23 protein-coding genes are annotated in these 19744 nt (G+C 63.6%); 14 read left to right on the forward strand and 9 right to left on the reverse strand.

Going from position 1 to position 19744, the window contains the following annotated elements:
* Nucleotides 1-20: 20 nt before the first annotated feature.
* The 4 genes from AC3FMM_RS29790 (at nucleotide 21) to AC3FMM_RS29805 (ending at nucleotide 3935) form a co-directional block, all read left to right on the forward strand.
* Entirely contained in the window at nucleotides 21-1046 is a 1026-nt protein-coding gene (locus AC3FMM_RS29790; protein ID WP_488688017.1) for an ATP-binding protein, read from the forward strand.
* A 107-nt stretch (nucleotides 1047-1153) separates the two neighbouring features.
* The gene (locus AC3FMM_RS29795) at nucleotides 1154-2071 is read left to right on the forward strand and encodes a hypothetical protein (protein WP_488688019.1); all 918 of its coding nucleotides are present in this window, start codon (nucleotides 1154-1156) and stop codon (nucleotides 2069-2071) included.
* 7 nt (nucleotides 2072-2078) lie between these two features.
* Nucleotides 2079-3242, forward strand: a complete 1164-nt coding sequence (locus tag AC3FMM_RS29800) for a vWA domain-containing protein (protein ID WP_488688021.1) — start codon at nucleotides 2079-2081, stop codon at nucleotides 3240-3242.
* 303 nt (nucleotides 3243-3545) lie between these two features.
* The gene (locus tag AC3FMM_RS29805) at nucleotides 3546-3935 is read left to right on the forward strand and encodes a hypothetical protein (protein WP_488688023.1); all 390 of its coding nucleotides are present in this window, start codon (nucleotides 3546-3548) and stop codon (nucleotides 3933-3935) included.
* Between the two features lie 103 nt (nucleotides 3936-4038).
* Here the strand turns inward: AC3FMM_RS29805 and AC3FMM_RS29810 are convergent, their stop codons facing one another.
* The 3 genes from AC3FMM_RS29810 to AC3FMM_RS29820 are packed head-to-tail and all read right to left on the reverse strand — an operon-like array spanning nucleotide 4039 to nucleotide 5685.
* The gene (locus AC3FMM_RS29810; RefSeq protein ID WP_488688025.1) at nucleotides 4039-4449 is read right to left on the reverse strand and encodes a bactofilin family protein; all 411 of its coding nucleotides are present in this window, start codon (nucleotides 4447-4449) and stop codon (nucleotides 4039-4041) included.
* A gap of 7 nt (nucleotides 4450-4456) precedes the next feature.
* Nucleotides 4457-5059, reverse strand: coding sequence for a hypothetical protein (locus AC3FMM_RS29815; RefSeq protein WP_488688027.1), 603 nt, complete (start codon nucleotides 5057-5059; stop codon nucleotides 4457-4459).
* Nucleotides 5060-5079: 20 nt separating this feature from the next.
* A complete protein-coding gene (locus AC3FMM_RS29820; protein WP_488688029.1) occupies nucleotides 5080-5685 on the reverse strand; it encodes a hypothetical protein in 606 nt (201 codons plus the stop codon).
* A gap of 713 nt (nucleotides 5686-6398) precedes the next feature.
* Between AC3FMM_RS29820 and AC3FMM_RS29825 the strand changes: the two genes are divergently transcribed.
* The 9 genes from AC3FMM_RS29825 to AC3FMM_RS29865 all read left to right on the forward strand — a co-directional run bounded on the left by AC3FMM_RS29825 (nucleotide 6399) and on the right by AC3FMM_RS29865 (nucleotide 15209).
* Nucleotides 6399-6638, forward strand: coding sequence for a DUF7696 family protein (locus tag AC3FMM_RS29825; RefSeq protein ID WP_420025924.1), 240 nt, complete (start codon nucleotides 6399-6401; stop codon nucleotides 6636-6638).
* Complete coding sequence (locus AC3FMM_RS29830) at nucleotides 6587-7882, forward strand: recombination directionality factor (RefSeq protein ID WP_488688031.1); 1296 nt, start codon at nucleotides 6587-6589, stop codon at nucleotides 7880-7882. Before AC3FMM_RS29825 ends, AC3FMM_RS29830 begins: the two co-directional genes overlap by 52 nt.
* A gap of 106 nt (nucleotides 7883-7988) precedes the next feature.
* Nucleotides 7989-9395 (forward strand): metallophosphoesterase family protein, encoded by a 1407-nt coding sequence (locus tag AC3FMM_RS29835; protein WP_488688032.1) that lies wholly within the window; start codon nucleotides 7989-7991, stop codon nucleotides 9393-9395.
* Between the two features lie 162 nt (nucleotides 9396-9557).
* On the forward strand, nucleotides 9558-10073 hold the full coding sequence (locus AC3FMM_RS29840; RefSeq protein ID WP_488688034.1) for a hypothetical protein: 516 nt from the start codon (nucleotides 9558-9560) through the stop codon (nucleotides 10071-10073).
* Nucleotides 10061-12385, forward strand: a complete 2325-nt coding sequence (locus AC3FMM_RS29845; protein ID WP_488688036.1) for an AAA family ATPase — start codon at nucleotides 10061-10063, stop codon at nucleotides 12383-12385. The genes AC3FMM_RS29840 and AC3FMM_RS29845 overlap by 13 nt, the downstream gene beginning before the upstream one ends.
* A gap of 212 nt (nucleotides 12386-12597) precedes the next feature.
* Complete coding sequence (locus tag AC3FMM_RS29850; protein WP_488688038.1) at nucleotides 12598-12828, forward strand: hypothetical protein; 231 nt, start codon at nucleotides 12598-12600, stop codon at nucleotides 12826-12828.
* Nucleotides 12829-12889: 61 nt separating this feature from the next.
* Entirely contained in the window at nucleotides 12890-13189 is a 300-nt protein-coding gene (locus AC3FMM_RS29855) for a hypothetical protein (protein ID WP_414249554.1), read from the forward strand.
* Nucleotides 13173-13373 (forward strand): cell division protein ZapA, encoded by a 201-nt coding sequence (locus AC3FMM_RS29860; protein ID WP_488688040.1) that lies wholly within the window; start codon nucleotides 13173-13175, stop codon nucleotides 13371-13373. Before AC3FMM_RS29855 ends, AC3FMM_RS29860 begins: the two co-directional genes overlap by 17 nt.
* A gap of 153 nt (nucleotides 13374-13526) precedes the next feature.
* The gene (locus tag AC3FMM_RS29865) at nucleotides 13527-15209 is read left to right on the forward strand and encodes an adenine nucleotide alpha hydrolase family protein (RefSeq protein ID WP_488688042.1); all 1683 of its coding nucleotides are present in this window, start codon (nucleotides 13527-13529) and stop codon (nucleotides 15207-15209) included.
* 67 nt (nucleotides 15210-15276) lie between these two features.
* Here the strand turns inward: AC3FMM_RS29865 and AC3FMM_RS29870 are convergent, their stop codons facing one another.
* The 5 genes from AC3FMM_RS29870 to AC3FMM_RS29890 form a co-directional block, all read right to left on the reverse strand.
* Nucleotides 15277-15711 carry an HU family DNA-binding protein gene (locus AC3FMM_RS29870; RefSeq protein WP_488688044.1) on the reverse strand — a complete coding sequence of 145 codons (435 nt, stop codon included), beginning with the start codon at nucleotides 15709-15711 and terminating at the stop codon, nucleotides 15277-15279.
* 103 nt (nucleotides 15712-15814) lie between these two features.
* The gene (locus AC3FMM_RS29875; protein ID WP_488688046.1) at nucleotides 15815-16063 is read right to left on the reverse strand and encodes a hypothetical protein; all 249 of its coding nucleotides are present in this window, start codon (nucleotides 16061-16063) and stop codon (nucleotides 15815-15817) included.
* Nucleotides 16060-16986 carry a tyrosine-type recombinase/integrase gene (locus AC3FMM_RS29880; protein ID WP_488688048.1) on the reverse strand — a complete coding sequence of 309 codons (927 nt, stop codon included), beginning with the start codon at nucleotides 16984-16986 and terminating at the stop codon, nucleotides 16060-16062. The genes AC3FMM_RS29875 and AC3FMM_RS29880 overlap by 4 nt, the downstream gene beginning before the upstream one ends.
* Nucleotides 16987-17067: 81 nt before the next feature.
* A complete protein-coding gene (locus AC3FMM_RS29885; RefSeq protein ID WP_488688050.1) occupies nucleotides 17068-17400 on the reverse strand; it encodes a hypothetical protein in 333 nt (110 codons plus the stop codon).
* Nucleotides 17397-18167 (reverse strand): DUF6884 domain-containing protein, encoded by a 771-nt coding sequence (locus AC3FMM_RS29890; RefSeq protein WP_488688052.1) that lies wholly within the window; start codon nucleotides 18165-18167, stop codon nucleotides 17397-17399. The genes AC3FMM_RS29885 and AC3FMM_RS29890 overlap by 4 nt, the downstream gene beginning before the upstream one ends.
* 636 nt (nucleotides 18168-18803) lie before the next feature.
* On the opposite strand from AC3FMM_RS29890, the gene AC3FMM_RS29895 reads away from it, so the two are divergent.
* A complete protein-coding gene (locus AC3FMM_RS29895; protein ID WP_488688054.1) occupies nucleotides 18804-18953 on the forward strand; it encodes a hypothetical protein in 150 nt (49 codons plus the stop codon).
* A gap of 67 nt (nucleotides 18954-19020) precedes the next feature.
* Here AC3FMM_RS29895 and AC3FMM_RS29900 read toward each other — a convergent pair whose 3' ends face one another.
* Nucleotides 19021-19695 (reverse strand): TetR/AcrR family transcriptional regulator, encoded by a 675-nt coding sequence (locus AC3FMM_RS29900; protein WP_488688056.1) that lies wholly within the window; start codon nucleotides 19693-19695, stop codon nucleotides 19021-19023.
* Nucleotides 19696-19744: the final 49 nt, after the last annotated feature.

The following is a 19744-nucleotide window of genomic DNA, read 5'->3' on the forward strand; positions in this document are numbered from 1 at the left end:
GATCCCCTTTGAGGCATCCCATGGAACTGAACCCCTCCCAATTGCAAAAACTGCTAGCAGCCTGCATCCCGGCCATCCTGCCGGTGCTCGTGACGGGCGCGCCTGGCATCGGCAAGAGCGACATCGTCGCCCGCGCTGCTGCGGACGCCGGTCACGAGCTGCTGATCTCGCATCCGGTGGTCGAAGACCCGACCGACTCGAAAGGCTTGCCCTTCCCGTCGGCCAACGGCGCCAATGCGCGCTTCCTGCCTTTCGGCGATCTGGAACGTGCGCTCAGCGCGCGCCGCCCGTTGGTCTGGTTCATCGACGACCTGGGCCAAGCGACTCCCGCAGTCCAGGCCGCCAAGATGCAGCTGCTGCTCGCGCGCAAGATCGGCGAGCACGTGCTGCCGCCGCATGTCACCTTCGTTGCTGCGACCAATCGGCGGATCGACAACGCCGGCGTCTCCAACATTCTCGATCCACTGAAGTCCCGTTTCGCGACCATCGTGGAGCTGACCACGTCGATCGAGGACTGGACGCGCTGGGCCGTTGCGACGAACCAGCCGCCGGAGCTGATTGCTTTCCTGCGCTTCCGCCCGGACCTGCTGTTGTCTGCGAATCGCACCCGCGAGATCGAGAACCTGCCGAGCCCGCGTTCCTGGGGGATGGTGGGCAAGCTGTCGAAGGTCGTGCCCGCGGAACTGGAGCACGTCGCCTTCGCCGGCGCGGTGGGGCAGGGCGCTGCGACGGAATTCGTCGCGTTCAAGCGCCTCTTCCAACAGATGCCTTCACCCGACGGTGTCCTCGCGGCACCGTCCTCGGCACCGATTCCGACGGACGTGGCTGTGCAATACGGCATCGCCACGGCGCTGGCGCGCCTGGCCAATGCCAACAACTTCGATCGCGTGATGGTCTACGCGAATCGGCTGCACGAGTCGGGGCTCGGCGAGTTTGCCGTGCTGCTGGTGCGAGACGCCGTCGAACGTGACGCGTCGATTGCCAGTACCCCAGCGTTCATCGTGGCGCAGGGCGGCCCCATCGGCGCCCACATCCGCGGCCAGTAGGTCGTTTTCCCGCATCAACAAATCTGCCGGCCGGTCTCGGGTTTTACCCGGGCCGGCCATTTTCATTTCTGCCGCCTTCGCGCGGTGATTCCTTCCAAGGATCCATCATGAACATTACCAACCTCACGTCCCGCGTCATGCTTGCGACGCTCAACATCTCGGTCTGGCGCGCGCGCCGCTTCGACACCCGTGCCACGCAGGAAGTCGAGGCCAAGCACGAAGCCAAGGACATTGGCCGTTTCAACAAGCGGCTGCTGACCGACGGCGCGACGTCGTACAAGGAGGTGTGCGCCATCGGCAACCGCGCCCGGGCGCTCTTCGATAGCCACTCGCTGGACTATGACCAACTCGGCGTCCGGCTTCTTCCCACCGCTGTCTACATGGACGTCGCGGAGAAGCTGCGTGCCATGCGCGATCAGTTCGAAGTGGCGACGGCGCAGTTCCTGGCCGACTATCCGCGGCTGAAGGACGAGGCCCGTGTTGCGCTCAATGGGCTCTTTGACGAGGCGGATTATCCGACCGAGGCAGAGCTGCGCCGCAAGTTCGGCGTGCGCTTTTCCGTGCTGCCGTTCCCCGATGCCAGCCAGTTCGGCATCGACCTGCCGCCCGACGTCCTGCACGGCATCCGCGAAGAGATGGACGCCAAGGTTCTGGGTGCGGTGAAAACCGCGAACAACGACCTGGTCGGCCGTCTTTACGAAGCGGTGCAGCACTTCGCCAATCGTCTCTATGGCGAGGGCAACGTGCGGCTTGACGTCGCCGACAAGGTGCGCGAGCTCAGCGCGCTGTTGCCGCGGCTGAACTTCTCCGATGATCCGGTCCTGTCGGAGATCCTCGCCAAGACCCAGGAGCAGCTTGCCTGCTATACCGGGGCGCAGCTCAAGGATGACCCGCTGCTTCGCCTGAACGTGGCCGAGCGTGCGATGGAAATCGAGGCGCAGATGGCTGCATTCATGGGTGGCCCGCCGCCGGCGATGACGCGCGAGGTGGGCGACATGCCGATGCTGCAGTTGCTTGCTGCGTGAGGTCGCCATGCATGATCGAATCGTGAAGCAGCGCGCAGCGCTGGTGCTGTCGCAGCCGTTCTTCGGCGCGCTGGCCCTGCGGTTGGCCATCGTCGAGGACACGACCTGCGAGTCGATGTGGGTTGACGGCGTGAGCCTGGGCTACAACCCAACGTATGTCGACAAGCTCGATGACCTCGAGCTTCGCGGCGTCCTGGCCCATGAGGTGCTGCACGTGGCCAACGGTCACTGCTGGCGCATGGGGGCACGGGATCAGCGTCGTTGGAACGAGGCCTGCGACTATGCGGTCAATCCGCTGGTGCTCAATGCGCAATTCAAGCTGCCGCAGGGCGTCCTGCTCGATGGCCGCTACCTCGGCAAGTCGGCGGAAGAGATCTACGCGTTGCTACGACAGGAGGAATCATCGCAGCAGCCGCAGCAATCTGCCGGCGGCGCAGCAGGCTCAGCGCCGCATCCGTCCGACGGGGAGCCGTCTCCGCCGGAGTCGAACGGGTGTGGCGAAGTGCGCCAGTACACCGGCGCCGACAAGCCGGCCGTCGAGAGCGAATGGCGGGTTGCCGTCAGTCAGGCCGCGAAAGCGGCCAAGATGCGCGGCGCCTTGCCCGGCGATCTTGAACACCTGGTGGAAGCCGCACTGCGGCCTTCTGTCGACTGGCGGGCTGTGCTGCATCGCTTCGCCGCTGAAGCAGCGCACGCCGACTACAGCTGGAAGGTACCCAACCGCCGCTATGCGCATCTGGGTCTCTACCTGCCGTCTTTGCATTCCGAGGCGGTGGGGGACGCGGTGTTCGTGCGCGACTCCAGCGGTTCGGTCTTTGACGAGACGCAGCGCCAGTTCGCGGCCGAAATTATTGCCGTGCACCAGCAACTGCAGCCGGCCCGACTCATCGTGATCGACTGCGATACCAGGGTCACCCAGGTCCAGGTATTCGCCCGAGACGATGTGGTCGACCTCGCGCCGCTGAAAGGCGGCGGTGGCACCAGCTTCAAGCCGCCCTTCAGATGGCTCGAGAGCGAAGGCATTGCACCGGCGTTCCTTGTCTACCTGACGGACCTTTATGGCGGATTCCCGGCCGCGGCGCCGGCATATCCGGTTCTCTGGGCGTCGGTCACGCCCCTGGACCGCATCGCCGCACCGCCGTTCGGTGCGTGTGTCGAAGTGATCACTTGAGCGGAAGCCGGGTTCGCCCAATGCGGTTTTCCCTGACAGCTATATCGTTCCTTTCGCTGTCAACCTCTCTGTAACCAGCCTCAAGCGAGCCATGGAAGTGCCGATGGTAGGTACAGAAGTGGTTGTCGTAGCAGGCTCAAGCCCCGGCGTGCCCGGGGCTTTTTCTTTTACATGTCGGCAAACATTGCAAAATCCGAAACAATAACTCGGATCATTCGCCTGGATGAAACGGGCGATCGCCGGCCAGAACCCTGCGACAGGGCTAGGACGTGTTGCCGGCATGGGGCTCCGGAGGAGCGAGCTTTGGAACCCCAACTTCTTTTGATGAACGTCGACAACCTGCCACGGCAGGGAATCGCGAAGCGTGTGGACCAGTGGTTTTCTGATATCCGCAAAGAAAATATGCAGTCTTTTGATGACTGGCTTGCGGTTGTGGCGACGCCCGCGCCATCCGCTGCGCCTGGCATGCGATTGTCGCAAGGTAATGTCGAATTTGAGCTGCGGCATGGCCAACGATACTCGATCGAAGATACCGTGCGCGGAGTCAGGCAATTTCGTTGCATCATCGATGGCCGAGTTCCACTCGTTGCTTTCATTGATGAGCGCGGCTACCGCGGAGCGTGGATTACCGTGATCAATCTCTTCACCATCGAAGAGATGGTGAGCATGCGAGAGCTGCCAGACCAGCCATAGAAAAGGGCCCGACGCTATCCAGCGGCGGGCCCTTTTTTCCTTCGGTTTAGCCAAAAAGACGATGCTTATATGTTGGCTTTCCGGATATACACCCTGAGCATGCTCACGCTGTCACCGTGGCGTCGGCTTCCGTTGTTGGGGTGACGGCTTCTTCGATTGTTGGCCCGGGACCGTCGCCGAAGGTGAGGGCTGGAATCCGGGCGATCGTGCCCTCAAGGGCTGCGGAGCTCCCAAGCCGGATGGTGCCAGCATAGGCAATCCGGCCCTTCACGCGGCCATTGATATGGAGCGACATTCGAGCCGCAACATCCCCCTCTACGGTGCCATCGATGAGCACATGGTCACCTTCCACCGTTCCCCGGACCAACCCTTCGGCGCCGATATGGACGAGGCCACGGGAAGAGCGCAGATCGCCGTCGACCAGGCCAAAGCAACTGACGCCGTGATCAGACGAAACGTGTCCGTGGATGCTGAGACCGGCCTGGATCAAGCTGAAGTTTCGCGTGGCATTCATGACGGGATCAGAACAGTTTGATTTCGTTGCCGCGGCCGGCCGCCGGTGCCGGCGGGTGGATTGGGGCGGGAGGGGTTGGCGCCTGGCGTGCGGCTGTCGAGACGGAGGCCGGTTGCTTTGGCGTTTGCGCCTTTGGCGGTTGAGGCTTGGCAACATTCTGCGGCGCAGCCGCTGTGGGCGTGCTTGCGGATGCGCCGGAGTTGCCGGCAGGGACTGCGGATGGTGCTGGCCCCGCTGGCGCTGCTGCCGCCGCTGGCGGCTGCGACACGGATGGCTGTGAAGCAGGCCACTCATGAGCGCTTTCCACGGGCGGCGAAATGGCGGTTTCCGGCTGTGCGGCTACAGCTTTCTCGGATGGCTTGCGCGCGTCGCTGGATGCAAGCCAGCGCCCTCCGCCGAACGCCAGCACGGCAACGGCCAAAATCCCAAGGCATTGCAAGTGGATCGGCTTGATGCGCGCGACGATCGCCCCGTTACGATCGGGACGTAGCTGGCTGGCGGCCGGCGACGCAGCTGCATCAAGACTGGCTTTTCCAGAGGTGTCCATCTCGATAGTCACTGGAGGGGCCGCGTACTGCGCGTGCAGGCGCTCAATTTCCTTAATGTCCATATCGGTCTCGGGAGCGGTTTTCAGGCCTGTTCTATCAGCTGGCCGTCTGGGGCGAACCGATCGTTGTCAGGGATGCAAAGGTGATGGATTGCACGAATGTGCTTGGCCGCGCCGACGATTGCGTCGTCCTTCTCCGCATCTGAAATGGATTGCGCAATGTATGCGCCGAGCGTGCGATGGAAAAGCCTGTCGTGCTGGTTCAGAAGTCGGATGAGCCGGCCCGACAGGGAATGCGTCACGACGATCTGCCGATGGTCGAATTTCAAGCTGAGATGGCGCCGGGGCTTGGCTTCGATCCACTGCAGTCTGGCATCCATCCATTCCTGTGCCAGCCGAAAGGCTTCGTCAAGCGCAAGGATCTTGCCTTTGCTGGCGACCGAAAACTTGGAAGTGATGTAGTTGTAGTCGCTGCGTAGGAAGTTGCGCACGAAGTCGGTGCAATACGACACCTCAGTACCGCTGTCCGTTTGCGGGACAATCTTTGCAACGCGTCCCTCGCTGAGCATGCGCCGAATAGGCTTCGGGCCACCATTGGCAGTGGAGCTCTCTGGGGGTGCGTCTAGCGATGATGCTGGCGGTATGGGACGCGAATCGCCATCGGGTAGCGGACGGATAAGTTCGGCCATGGTCCATGTTGTGGAATCTCTCTCACATGGAATTGTGAGATACATTGCTCCCGGCATGCTCGGAGAAAGCGATGCTAAATTCGCGAGCTTTCTGCCATTTGCGCGGCTAGCGATGTGCCACAATTCATTCACACCTCGCGTCACTGACGCATCGACCCTGACTCCTCGAGAGTCCATCTTCTGCTTCAAGACGTGCAATTTGCGCACGCGCCGACCGGTTGGCTACCGGTGTGGATATTCCTTGTGATAAGTGTTTTCGCCGAGCACTTCCCTCATCAGCTCGTAATACGCGTCTTTGGCTGTGCCTCTTCATGAGCGCACGCCGGACACCGTTCGAGCCTGGGACCATGTGGCGTCTCTCTCCAGGCCCCTCCTAGGCAGAACGGCTGACGTCGAGCCGATCCGTGAACCTGCGGCCGAACCTGTGGGTTCGCGAAATGGGTTGTTGTGCAGCGTGACCATGCTGCACGAGGACGACTTTACGTCCTCCGCATGAGCGGCGCGCTTTGTGCGCTGCTCCCTGAGTGCCACGCCCCCGGAAGGGGCGTGGCATCCAGGTCTCTCTAGCAAAGCTCGCTTTCCGGCGTACCCGGGACGCGGGCTTTTGTCGTTTGTGAGAGACCGTTTCGGGAGAAGCTGCCATGCATCAGGATTCCGAGATTTGCGCCGTGATCGCGGCAACGCTGGAACGCCGACGTCCGTTGTACAAGGACATGCCGGCGGCCTGGCGAAACCTCTGTGAGGCGGCACATGTCGCCAGTCTTCCGGAAGCCGCGCGAGCGGCCTTCCTCAACACCGTAACGACCCAGCGCGGGGCAGACACAGCCTTGCGCCTTCGGGAGCATGCTGCGTCCATCCGGGCGAGCGTCGTTCGCTTTCTCTCTGAAAGGAGATTGAACGTATGCATGCACCCATCACCTACGGTGGCTTCGACGGACCCAGAAGCCTGCTAGAAGAGCGGCCGATGCGCCCGCCGATCATCGGCAAGATCCGACCGGGTATCAAGGTCCTGACCCGCAAGGCCCGGGACAATCCCGAAGCGGTGCGGATCCACGACGCCATGGTGGCGCAGGGCCATTCCTATGAGGCCATCGGCCTGGAAATCGAGCGCCGAACCCAGTTGCGCAATGCGCTGGTGCCGAAGAACGTGCCGTGGTTCACCTGCCGTGGGTCGGACTTCACCAACCCAGCGGTGGCCGAAGAGATCGTGCAGCGCTACGGTGAAGACCGCGGCGACGGCAATGGCCACAAGCTGTGGCGCTTTCCCGTGGTCTTTGCCTTCGACGACTGGCTGCGCAACATGCCCAACGAGCTGGTGACCTACACCGCCAGCGGCAAGCAGTTCTTCTCGGAGTACGGGCCTGACGGTTTGCGCTACTGCAAGACGTATGCGCCGGTCCAGCGCGATCCGCGCGCCAGCCGAGCGAAACGCGTGTGGGGCGGCCGTCCGATCATTCTGCGGCAGGACGATGCCATCCCCGACGGGCGCTGCGACCCGCATAGCTGCCCGCAGTACCAGCAGGGCGTCTGCAACTTGTCCGCGGCGTTCTATTTCGCGGTGCCTTCGACCCGGGGGCTCGGTTTGATCCAGATGCCGACCACCTCCATTTACGTGCTCCAGAAGGCCCACGCCGCGATGCAGACGGTTGCGCTGGCGCGCGGCCGTCTGGTCGGCGTCCAGTTCTTCGTGAGCAAGCAGGAGGTCGAGATCAGCCGCATCGATCCCGAATCCGGCAAGCCGGTGCGCCAGATGCAATGGCTCATCACGCTCGATGCCGATCTGGACTTGGCCGGACTGCTCGACGGCTCCGATCGGCCGCGGCTGTCACATGTCGAAGCCGCGCAGCAGGCGGTCGCGGCGCTCGAAAGCACGTCGGAGATGCCGCAGGATCAGTCGCCCCATGCCCCTCCGCTGGACACCGAGGAGCCAGGCATGCAGCCGGAGCAACGTGCCGACACCTCGGCTACCGAGGACTTGGCCGCAGCCTTCAACGAGCTGGCCGCGCGGTTGGGCTTCGACAACGAGCCGAATCGCAAGGACCTGCGCGCGTTTCTGCAGGAGAGCTTCGGTGTCGGCTGGACCAAGCGGCCCGCCGCAGTCCGGCAGGTCGTTCACGACATGCGTGTTGCGCTGGAGAACAACCCGGTTGCCTATCGCGAACAGGTCAAAGCCATCGCGGCCGAGATTGCCCCCTGAGCCAGCCTTCCCGACTGGCTCACTTTTTGGACGCCCTTGTGGCGTCCTTTTTTTTTTTCCACGCGCCGGCGCTCGCGCAGGCACAACCCATTTTCAAGGAGGTAGCATGCTCAACGAAGGCGATTGCCTGCGTCTGGGACACTTCTCAGATCTGCATTACTCGCCCGGCCATCTGGCCGAGGCGGACCGTTGCTTCGGCTTTGCGGTCGACGATGCGATTGCATCGCGCTGTCACGTGGGGGTGGTGTCGGGAGATTCCACCGACCACCGCCTGGACGCGCACACGCCGGCCTTGTCGGCGCTGGCGCGCCGGATCCATCTGCTCTCGGCTCACATGCCCTTTTTGATGCTCCAAGGCACGTTCAGCCATGAACCGCAGGGCACGCTGGATCTGTTCCGTCTGATCGGGGTGCAGTATCCAGTCTACGTTGCGGACCGCATCCATCAGGTCGCGCTTTGCAACGGGCAGTTCGTACCGTCGGATGGCCCGGTCTTTACGGGCGCCGAAGTCGACGCGATCCTGGCGCAGCATGGCATGCCCACCGTTGTGTTCACCTGTGTGCCCACCGTCAACAAGGCGGTCCTGGCTGCCACGGTGGGTGTCGTCAATGCAGCAACGGCGGTTGGCGACTATCTGGCTGATTACCTGGCCGCCGCCGGCGCCGTCAATCGGCAGTGGCGTTCGCAAGGTGTACCCACGGTCGGTGTGTCGCACGGCACGGTCAATGGCTGCCAGACAGAGCACGGGGTGCCGATGGCCGGTTTCGACCATGAGTTCACCATCGGCGCGCTGTTCGACGCGGAATGCGACGGGTTCATGCTCGGCCATATCCACCGTGCCCAGCAATGGGAGCGGGAGGGAAGGGTAGTGGCCTATCCCGGGTCCATCGGGCGATTCCACTACGGCGAGATCGGCGAGAAGGGCTATCTGCGATGGCATGTGGAGGCCGGTCGCGCCAGTGCGTCGCTGGTGGCCACGCCGGCGCGCGAGACGGTGTGCGTGGACTTTGATGGCCCGCCGGACATGGCGAGGCTGGCCGAAGTCGCTGCGCAAGCGGCTGACAAGTTCGTGCGGGTGCGTTGGACCGTCAACGAAGAGCACCGCCAGCTGGTCGACCGCGATGCCATCCAAGCACTCTTCGCCCGCAGCGCTGAGCTCAAGATCGAGGCGCGGGTCCTGCCGGCAGTGCGCAGCCGTGCTGAAGGCATCAGCCGCGCCGCGAGCCTGCCCGAAAAGCTGGCCCGGTGGGGTGAGCTGACTGGCGTCGACACGGGCCCGTTGTCGGACAGCCTGGCGATGCTGGAGACGCTCGATGCGCAATCGATCGCCGATGCAGTGCTGGCGCAGCTGCGTGCTGTTCCGGCCGAGGAAACACCAGGTGTCCACGAGGCCCCTGTTGTTGTCACGCACGAAGAACCTGACAACGTGACGCTGGTCGCCCAGACGCCTGCTTCCGGACCGTCGAGCATGGACTGGCTTACCGATGACCTGTTTGCGGAGCAATCCGCCTAACCCTTAGAGCATGCGCAAGCCATGTTCCGACAGCCACAAGGGCTGTCGAAACCCGGTTTCACCCGCGTCTTTGACGCATCGACCCAGCAGTATCCATTTTCTTCTTACCCTGGCGGGTGCTTCCCATCAGGGGCGCGCTCCGCCCATACTTTGGAGTGCAAGATGATCCTTTACCACGCAGGGCCTTCGTGGGTCCATGTCGCCGAGTCTGCCCTGACGCGCGCCGAATTGGCGAAACGCCTGGGTGACGACCACGGCTTCACCCAATGCATGCTGTATGAACCCTTCGGCCGCGACCGCGGAGCGGTGATCGCCAAGCGCGGACACATGCTCGTGATGGCGATTGGCACCGATGGGGGGAACACCTGGTTCTCCGTGGCGCCGTCCAAGGAGCTGCAAGATCTGATCTGGTCGTTTTCGAATGGCTTTGCCGGGCAGTGGAGCGCCCTGGAGCTGAAGGCCATTGCCGGTCTGGATGACTGGAAAGCATTGCTCGAGATGGCCGCAAGCCAGTTCTCTGCCGCGGTGCGCTCTGTCGAGCGCGCCGTGGCTGGCCACCCGGAGGAGGACGTGCCGGATGTGCCTGAGTTGCCCGTATTCGAGGGCGAAGCGATGGAGGTGCCGGCTGATTACCTTCATTCCTTCACCGGAGCGGAGGTTGTCGAATGCGCCCACTGAAACTGACCCTCGCGGGCTTCCATGGCATCCGCGACGGCATGCACCGGGACAGCGTGACGGTGGATCTCACTGATCTGCCAAGCGGCCTGATTGCGATTGTTGGCCCGAATGGCGCCGGCAAGACGACGATCATGGACAACCTGCATCCCTATCCGATCATGCCAAGCCACGCCAGCAAGATGTCGGCCGATGCATTCTCGTACTGGGACCACCTTTGCGCGCCTCGCGCCGAGAAGGACCTGGAGTGGGAGCACGGTGGCAAGGTCTACCGGTCAGCGTTTGCCTTCCGCAACCCGGGCAAGAGCCGCAAGGCGGAGTACTACTTGTTCGAGAACGATGTCGCCGGCGCCTGGAATCCAGTGCAGCTGCCCGACGGCACCGTATCCGATGGCAAGGCCGACACCTACGGCCGATGCCTTGATGCGGTGCTCGGCTCCGCTGAGGCCTTCTTCACCAGCGTATTCTCCGCACAGAACCGGCGCCCCCTGGCAAGCTACCAGCCGACCGAAATCAAGCGGCTGCTGGCGGAATTGCTTGGCATCGACCACCTGCGCGAGTTGTCGGCGAAGGCTGGCGATGTGGCGAAGGCGTTGAGCCGGTCGCTCGATGTCCTGCAACGGGAAGTGCTGGTGCTGTCGGGCAAGCGTGACACCGCGGTGGCGATGACGGGTGAGATTCGCGAGATTGACCAGGCGCTCGAATCGGCCCGGGTGCAACGCGCGGAGCAGTTGAGCCGCGGCAGCAAGCTGGGGCAGGAGCGTGCCACGCTGGCGGCCAAGCAGGCGGCCTCAGCCGGTACCGAGGCCCGCTTGCGCGAGCTGCATCAGCGCAAGCGGGAGTTAGGGGCACGTGGCCAGCAGCTGGCTGCGGATGAGCGTGCGGCAGCCGCCAAGGCAGCGATGCGCCGACGGGAACTTGAACAGGCCGCGGCCGCCCACCGGGCAACCGTTGCCCAATCCGAGGCGATTACCGCAGCGGCTGCACAACGCGATGCTGTCCAGATGGCCCTTGGCCAGCGGCAAGCGCAGCTTGCCGATAGGCAGCGTGAACTTGCAGAGGTGGAGGCCGTGGCAACCCGGCACGCGACACTGGCAGCGGAGCTTCGCGAGATGGAACAGCGAGGTTCGGTGGCAGCGCAGCTGGCCCGCACGCTCAAGGCCCAGACCGATGTCATGGACACGGTGCCGTGCACGGGGCATTCGATGCACAGCCAATGCCCGTTGCTGGCCCAGGCCCGCGAGGCCAAGGGACAGTATGCGGAACAGGCTGTCGTCGTAACGAAGCTGCGCACCAGCTACAGGGAGAAGCAGGAAGCCCTGAAGCCGATGGAAGTGATCGTGCAGCGTTTGCCCGCGGTTCGGGAAGCGGTGGCGGTCCTGCAGCGCGATATCACGCGGGACAACCAGGAACTGCAGCGTTTGACGGCGCTGGCCGCTCAGCGTCCCTTGCTTGACACTGCCGCGGCCGCGCTCGAGAAGGCCCGCAGCGACCTGGCCGTGCTGGCGAAGGAGGAGACGGAACGGAACAACCGGCATGGCCGGGATGTCCAGGATGTTGAATCTCAGCTGGGCGCGGTGCAGCGGGAGGTGGATGCGCTGGCCATCACGGACGTGACGGCATTGATTGCGGACCTGGATCGCAGTATTGTGGGGGTGCGCGAGGCCGTGAGTGCAGCCGACGGCAGGATCGAAACGCTGATCCGACGCCAAAGTGCCCTAGCCACCGATCGTGACCGCATCGAGCGCGAGCTCGCCGGTCTGCCCCCCCTCGAAGCGCAGGTTCAACGCCTGTCCGACGAGATCGCGCAGTGGAAGCTGCTCGGCAAGGGCCTTGGCAACGACGGCGTGATCGCATTGTCGATTGACGACGCGGGACCAGCCATTACCGGCATTGTCAATGATCTGCTGCTCGCCTGCTATGGGCCGCGATTCACCATCGCGATCCAGACCCAGACGACACTTGCCAGTGGTGAAGCTCGGGAGAGCTTTTCCATCGCTGTGCTGGATGCTGAAAACGATAGCTCGAAGGAGTTCAGCGTAATCAGTGGGGGCCAGAAGGTGTGGATTAACGAATGCCTCACGCGCGGCATCGCACTCTACCGGGCGCAGCACGCGCAGCATGCCTTCCAGACCCTTTTCACCGACGAGGCGGACGGGCCGTTGGATCCGGAGCGCAAGCGTGCCTTCATGAAGATGAAGCGCGAGGTGCTGCGGGTCGGCGGCTATGAGCGGGAATTTTTCATCTCCCAGACGCCGGAGCTCGTCGATGACGCCGATGGTGTCATCGATGTCGTGGCCCTGGCCGCGCAGTAGTTGCACACACGCCCAAGCCTTGCCAACGCCCGCTTCCCCGAAAGGGGAGCGGGCATTTTTCTTTTGAACCGAGAGAAATTGGGCGCTAGAATGGCCGTGCTTACCGCGTCTTTGACGCATCGACCTTGCTGGCCTTGCCAGCACAGCTTTTTCTTTTACCCATAGGGGCCTTGTCCCTATGGGCAAGGCTTCCGTCCTACAGGAGTCTTGCCATGGTGATTCAGTCTCGCACGTCTGCCGGTGCGGTCCTCGCGATCGTTGCCGTGTTGTTCGTCGCGCTCTTCTTTGTCGTTACTGCTCCGGATGCAGGTCTGCTGCGACTTCAGCTGCTCGGCTGTGGTCTGGCGATTGCGCTGATCGGGATGCTGTGGTTTGCGTCGCGTGTGCGCAAGCTTCGCAGGACCCGCAGCGTCATGAAGCTGGTCCGTCCGGCCTGGCTCTGAGCCGGTACCGCCCCATTCATCGCCCTCTTCGGAGGGCATTTCTTTTTTTGGTCAGTAGACGATGGAAAAGATCATGATCCCGGCGGCCGAAGCCGCCAAGTTGCTGCCGCGTGGCAAGAAGGTGCACACGTTCATCCGCGTAATGGCGTGGATGGGCGCTGATGTCGCGCGCGAGAAGGTGTTGGCTGCCTTCGAGACCGCAAAGGAGGTGGAAGTCTCCCAAGACGCCGCCTGTTTGCAGCACCAGCTTGCCGTCATGATGGACGGCATGCGAACGTACATCGACACCAACCAGAAGGCATTGCACAAACAGTGCCCGCAACTGGCTGCAGCAGGGAGGGCGAATGGACTTGATCGTTAGCATTTCGCTGCACACGCCGGAATTCCGCGGCGCCGGTGGTCCCGCCGAGGCGGCACGCCGGCTTCGACAAATCGCCGACGAGCTCGAGACCAATGTCGCGGACTTTGCGACGTGCCCGGAAGGGCAGCGCCTTGCCGGATCGCAGCACGACTGCAGCCGCGTGGCGTATCTCGTCGATCTCTGAGCCGGTCTTTCTACCAACCCATGGGGGCACAGCCCCCGTTGGGGCCGTGTCCCATCCCCGAGGGGACACAATGCAAACAATTTCACTTTCCCCGCCGGCGCGCTCGATCCCATCGAGGACCGGGCGGAGGAAGCCATCCAGGCCATTCGGCGATTGCTCGAGGCTGGCCATCCGCTGGTGATCGCGTACAGCGGCGGCAAGGACAGCAGCATGGTCGCAGCGCTCGCGCTGCATGCCGCTGTCGAGCACCGCGCCGCCGGCGGCAAGCCGTTGGTGGTGGTCACCACCGGCGATACGCTGGTGGAATCGCCAGAGGTGGCAGAGCACTACCGCAACGAACTGGGCCGGATGCGCAAGTTCGGCAGCCGGCATGACATCCCCATCATCCCCCGCATTGTCGAGCCGGCGATGGCCGCAACCTTTCAGGTGAAGGTGTTGTCCGGCCGGGCCTTGCCGAGCTTTCCCGGAACCCATGGCGACTGCAGCAGCGACCTGAAAATCCTCCCGCAACGCGCGTTCTGGCGAAGCCTCTTTCGCTCCCTGGCTGAGGAAGGCGTCGCGGAGCCGGTGACGCTGCTTGGGACCCGGTACGGAGAGAGTACTCGTCGAAACGTGGCCATGCGACAGCGTGGCGAGTCGGCGATTCAGCCGGCGCGCAACCAGGATGGCGACCTGGTGCTGAGCCCGGTCTGTCACTGGCAGGACGACGATATCTGGGAGGGCATCGCGCTGTATGGGGGCGGGGCCCGTCCCTGTTACTCGGACTTCGAGGAGATGCGGCGCATCTACGCCCACGCGGTCGGAACCTCCTGCGCCGTTGTCGCTGACGCGATCCTCGAGGGCGCCGGCTCGCGACGGCAAGGCAAATGCGGAGCACGCCTGGGCTGCCACGTCTGCCAGATGGCCGAGGACAAGAGCCTGGCCAACATGGTCGAGTACGACGCGCGCTACGCCTACGCGGCAGGCCTGCAGCGGCTCAATCGGTTTATCCGCCATACCCGGTTCGACTGGAAGCGGCGGCACTGGGTAGGGCGCACGATCCGCGGCGGTTTCATCAAGATCCAGCCCGATACCTACCACCCCGCCATGCTGCGGGAGCTGGTCCGGTACATGTTGCAGCTGGACTATGACGAGCAGTGCCGCGCTGAACGGGCAGGAGAACGTCCGAAGTTCGAGCTGCTGCCGCTTGACTTGCTGATCGCGGTCGACGCGCTGCAGTCGCTCAATGGGCTCGCCAGACCCTTCGCCGTTTGGGCGGACTGGCGCGACATTCGCCTGCGGGGCCTCCGGTACGACATTCCCGAGGTGCCGCAGGTGCCGCAGACCGCGGTGCCGGCGGCGCGCTTCCTGCATGTGGGGAAGGAATGGGACGATACCGCGGCGCCGGCGGAATGGTCGGGCCTGCGAGATCCTTACCTGGAGAGCTTCACGGCCGACGCGGCCTGTGGGCCTGTGCTGCAGACGACAGCCAGTGGTCGGGTGGTCTGGGCCTTGCCCACCGCCCAACAGTTCTCCGTCGACGCGGAGGCGGCGTTGCTGATTGCTGAGTTCGAACTGGATCGACTGCTGGACGTCCATGACGCCGGCATCGCGCCGGGCCAGGTCACTGCAGGCTACCGCTGGTACGCTCAGTATGGGTGCCTCACGCTGTCCCATTCGCAGCGGGCCGAGCATGACGAGATTGCTCGCCGCACCGCGTACAAGGACCGGCTGGGCCTCACGCTCGAATACGACGTCGACGCGCTATGCGCGCGCGCCGTACCCTTCGAATGTCTGCCGCCGGAAAGCCGGATGGTTTGGAAGCAGGCCGCCACACCGCAACCCTCGCTGTTCTGATGTGTTGCATACAAAAAGGCCCCGGAATCGCGAGATTCCGGGGCCTTTTCTTTTCCTTGACCTGCAATTACAGCGCGGCGTCCTTCAGCTTCTTCATCGGACGAACCTTCACCTTGACGCTGGCCGGCTTGGCCGGGAACCACTGTTCTTGACCAGTGAACGGGTTCTTACCAAAGCGCCTTTTTGTGGCGGGAACCTGGATGGCCGAGACTTTGAACAGGCCCGGCAGGGTGAATTCGCCAGCGCCCTTCTTGTGGATCGCGCTGACCATGGTGTTTTCCAGGTGAGCCAGCACGGTCTGGACAGCCTTCTTGTCCAGCTGGGTCTGCTCTACCAGGTGTGCCAGCAGGCTCGACTTGTTGAAGGTGTCCTTGATCGGCTTCGCGACCGGAGCGCCGGTGGTCGCGGCCTTCTTGGCGGGGGCGGCATTCTTTGCCGGCGCAGCCTTCTTGGCTGCGGTCTTCGTTGCAGTCTTTGCTACGGGTTTCGCTTTCGTGGCCATTGTCGTGTAGGTTAGATGTGCGTCCCTGCAGGCCGCAGATTGCGGCGCGGCGCACGGGCGAAGAATATCAAAAGCTGCCCAGTATGCAAGCGGATTTCTGCCGTCAATGCACTCTCGAACGTGCGGCGCGACGGATGCGTGCGGCCGCTGCGCGCGGGGTGTCTGACACCTGGCTCCAGTCGTGGTGCCACCAGGCAATGACGGCTGCCGCCGCCGTGGCATCCTTGGCGCTCACGACCATATTGACCTCGTCGGCGACGGCGGCCCACCACGCCTCGCCTTCGCGGTCGCTTGCTCTGGGGTCGATCGCGCGTCGATAGATGGCTTTGGCGGTGTCCAGCGGGATGCTCATGATGGGTCTCCGTCTTCCGATTCGATGGTTGCCGCGATGCGGTCGCAAGTTCGCTGGCTGGCCAGCCCCAGCATGCAGCTGACGGTCTCCCGGGACAGGCCCGCGAGCAGGTGGCGTCGGCAGAAAGTATTGCGCAGGGTGCGCGGGCTTGGCTCGGCGCCGGTGAATCCGATGGCTTCGAGCGCGGCGGCCACGATCCGGCCAAAGGTCATATCGGTAATGGGCCGGCCTTGCGGCGAAAGCGTGAAGAGCAGCTCGCCCTCGATTGGCAGTGTCGCGCGCCGGGCGAGCCAGGCGCGCAGCAGGGGCACGGCGAAGTCCTCCACGTGGACGGTTCGGGCATCCCGCGGCCCGTGCGCGGGCACGAAGAGATAGGGCGGCCTTGCCTCTAGCTGTAGATCGGTCACCCGTGCAGCACGCGCTTCTGAGGCCGTGATGCCGGTCGCGAGAAAGACGGCGACGATCGCGCGCGAGCGCAGGCTGGCCAGGTCATCGGCAGGCGCCTGCAGGAAGGCCTGCAGGCGCGCATCCTGGGCCGCGTCCAGATACTGCGGCGTCGGCTCCTGGTCAGGCCATCGCTCGCCAGCGAGCAGCGCGGCCGCGGGGTTGTCGTGCCGGACACCGGAAAAGACCAGATGCCGGCACAGGCGATCCAACAGCTTGACATATCGCACCCGCGTGGCCTGGGAGTAGGAACGCGCATGGGGGCTCTGCCAGAACGCGTCGATATCGTCGGCGCCGAAGGAGGGAATGCTAGCGCCCCGGGAGAGCAGGTGCCGGCGAAAGTGCTCGAACATCGCCTGATGCTGGACGATCGAGCGGGCAGAGAAGGGCCGACGATCCGCGCCGGCGGCTTCCCGGGCTTGCCAATCGCTGTAGGCCAGGGTGGGATTCGTGAGCCAGAGGGTGTCCGTCGGTTTCATGCTTGCTGTTATATACTGAAATTGGCTCCGCCCATACCCCTGCCGCCTCACCGAGGCGGGTATAGCCTGCAGAGAAGGGGGTCAGCACCGTATCCGACCGTACCGGTTGCGCCGTTCCTCGAGCCTTGCGCGCGTCCGCGCGTACCTCGGACAGCTGCCGTCAAGCATGTCGGCAATCTGCTGCAAGGCGTGGTCTCTGGAAAAGCAGCAGGCGCAAAGGCATTCGTACGCGCAAAAGCGCAGTACCTCTTGCAGCAACTCGTGCCGCCGCTCTGGCGGAAAGCTCAGGTTGCCGACCTTCGCCCAGGCGCGGAAGCCAGCATAGGTGAGGGCGAGCAGCTGGGCCGGCTTGTCATGGCTTACCTGGCTTAGTTCGTTGGCCAGGCGCTGCAGTTCGCGATCAAAGTCGGTCATGCCGGCATCTCCGTCAGATCAGGCCGCACATTGCTCACGGCGACCCAGCGCGGGCAGGCCTTGGCGCGGCCACCAATGACTTCTTCGACGACGACGTCGGCGGTTGGCCCGCTCGGCCCGTCAAAGAGCGCCAGGACCTGGGCCTTGCGTGCGGGCAGATGCGGTGCGGCACGGTAAACCACGCTGACGGTGGTGCCCGCTTCGATCCAGCCATACCGGCGATAGAGCGGGGTGCCGTTGGGATGCTGGCCGATCCGATCGCAAAGCGCTGGTGCCAGGCCCTCGAGGAAGGCGCCGAGCTGGGAGCGCTGCGTGCCGATGCCGCCGGTGGTTTCCTGAAGCGCCGGCAGGGCCGCGCCATACCGGCGGGCCAGCGCGGCGTGCATGACGCGGCGATACTCTCGGCCGCCGGCGAGCATCACTCGGCTGACTTGGCTCGGCCAAGCCTCCGGCCGCAGGTAGCTCTGCAGGTCGCCCAGCATCTGGTCGGCACGCTGGGGCGTCATGCGTTGATCGTAGGGCGCGATCTCGGTGTGCGATGCCACAAAACCGTGGCGGGCGGACAGGATCAAAACGGTCGGGGCCTTATCGCCGCGAACATGGGCCCTGTACGATTGGTACATGACGCCGCGGTACAGCTCCAGCGCGGGCGCCGGCCGATCGAGCTTCGTGCCTGAGCACGCGAGGAGGAGCAGGGCCGTAGCGGCGGACTCGCTATGGGGAATGGGTGCCGGCGGAAACAGCGGCAGTTGTGTGTTGACTTGCATCGTTGAACGCTATGAAGTCAAGGCAGGCGCACGAAGGCGTGGCGTTGCGCTGCGCCTTCGGCAATTGGCAGCGGGGACGGTTGATTGGACAGAATCGCCACAGCGACTGCGACGGACACGAAGACAAGCTTCAGCATGGTGCACTTCCTTTCATCCGGAGGTAGCACCAGCATGAACTAGCGGCGACAAAGTCAAGCCACTGGCTCCGTCGTCAAACGCGACGGACCGATTGACGCTGATTTGCGCTTTTTTCCGATGGGGATATACAGTGCGGGGCCATAAGCAGGCTGGTCGCGAGAAGATCGTCGCGAAGGATCTTGCGTCGTTCGCTGTCTCCTGTTCCTTCCCTCACTGTGGCGGCAAGAGCCGCTTCTACCATTGGTATCTTGCGCCGAGCGTTGGTAGCTCGACAAATTGAGTCGGACTTTTGGGCCGGCCCGTTCCAAGCGCAAGCATCCAGTTGCTACAACAGACAGATTTGTGCTGACTTGATGGATGCGCACTGACGCTGACCGCGTGAAGGTGAAGGAAAGTTAGTTCGCGTGGTATTCAGAAACTGTCTCGCCGGATGACCTTGACGTCGTGGCTGCGAAGCGCCCGTCGCACCCCGTGAATTGATGTTGTAACGCATAGTCCATGATGATGGTCCTCGATCTTGGCGGGGGGGCCTTCCGCTTCGATTGCAGCTTATGGACGCATGGCAAGGGCGTTATCCCGTTCGCGCACGGGGTATTCGGAAATGGCGCGGGCTTTGCCGATATGGCATGGGCTGCACCTCTGCGCTGACACCTGAGATGCGAGTTCAGTGGTAGTGCGAGAGGCGCGCCAGCGGGGAGCTGGCCCGGAGAGAGTCTTACGGCGTGCCTGTCCGCATGGCGCGCAGGGACGCTGGTGCGCCGTGCAGGAACATGTCGACCTGCCGGCGGATCACGGCGTCCATGTCGGCCGGCACCTTGAGCCCGTAGATCCATTTGCGCACGCCGATATAGAAGATGGCTGCGTGGAGGCTCCAGATCATCTCGATCTCGGCCTCGGTCTGCGCCGTATCGCGGGGCGCAGGAATACCGAACTCGTGCCTGACCTCGGCCAGCACGGGCAGGAAGACCTTGCTGCGCAGCTTGCTCAGGTACTTCTTGTTGATGCCTTCGTGGGTCAGGCCGGCAAAGATGAACAGCCGGATCCATTCTTCACGAAGGATCACCGATGAATAGTCGCGGTAAAACGCGTACAGCCGCTCCGTTAGCGGCATGGAGCGGTCGGAGATCTGGCGCTCCCAGTCAGCGCGCCACTGGAATACCTCGTTGTAGACCCGCTCGATGAGCGCATCCTTGCTTTCGAAATAGCGATACAGCAACGGCTGCGTGACGCCGATCTGCCGAGCCAGCTCTCGGGTGCTGCCGCCGAAGCCGTTGCGGGTGAAGTGCTCGATGGCCTTCTCCACGATCTGCTGCTCGCGCTCCTCGGGCAGCAGCCGTCTGGTGCCCTTGGCTGCGGCGTCTTCCGTGGCCGGTGCGTTGCTTGACTCCATGACGTTTTCTCTCGCAATGGCGATGCAGATGATGTCCGGATTCTACCAA

Source organism: Cupriavidus sp. 207A1 (assembly GCF_057798955.1).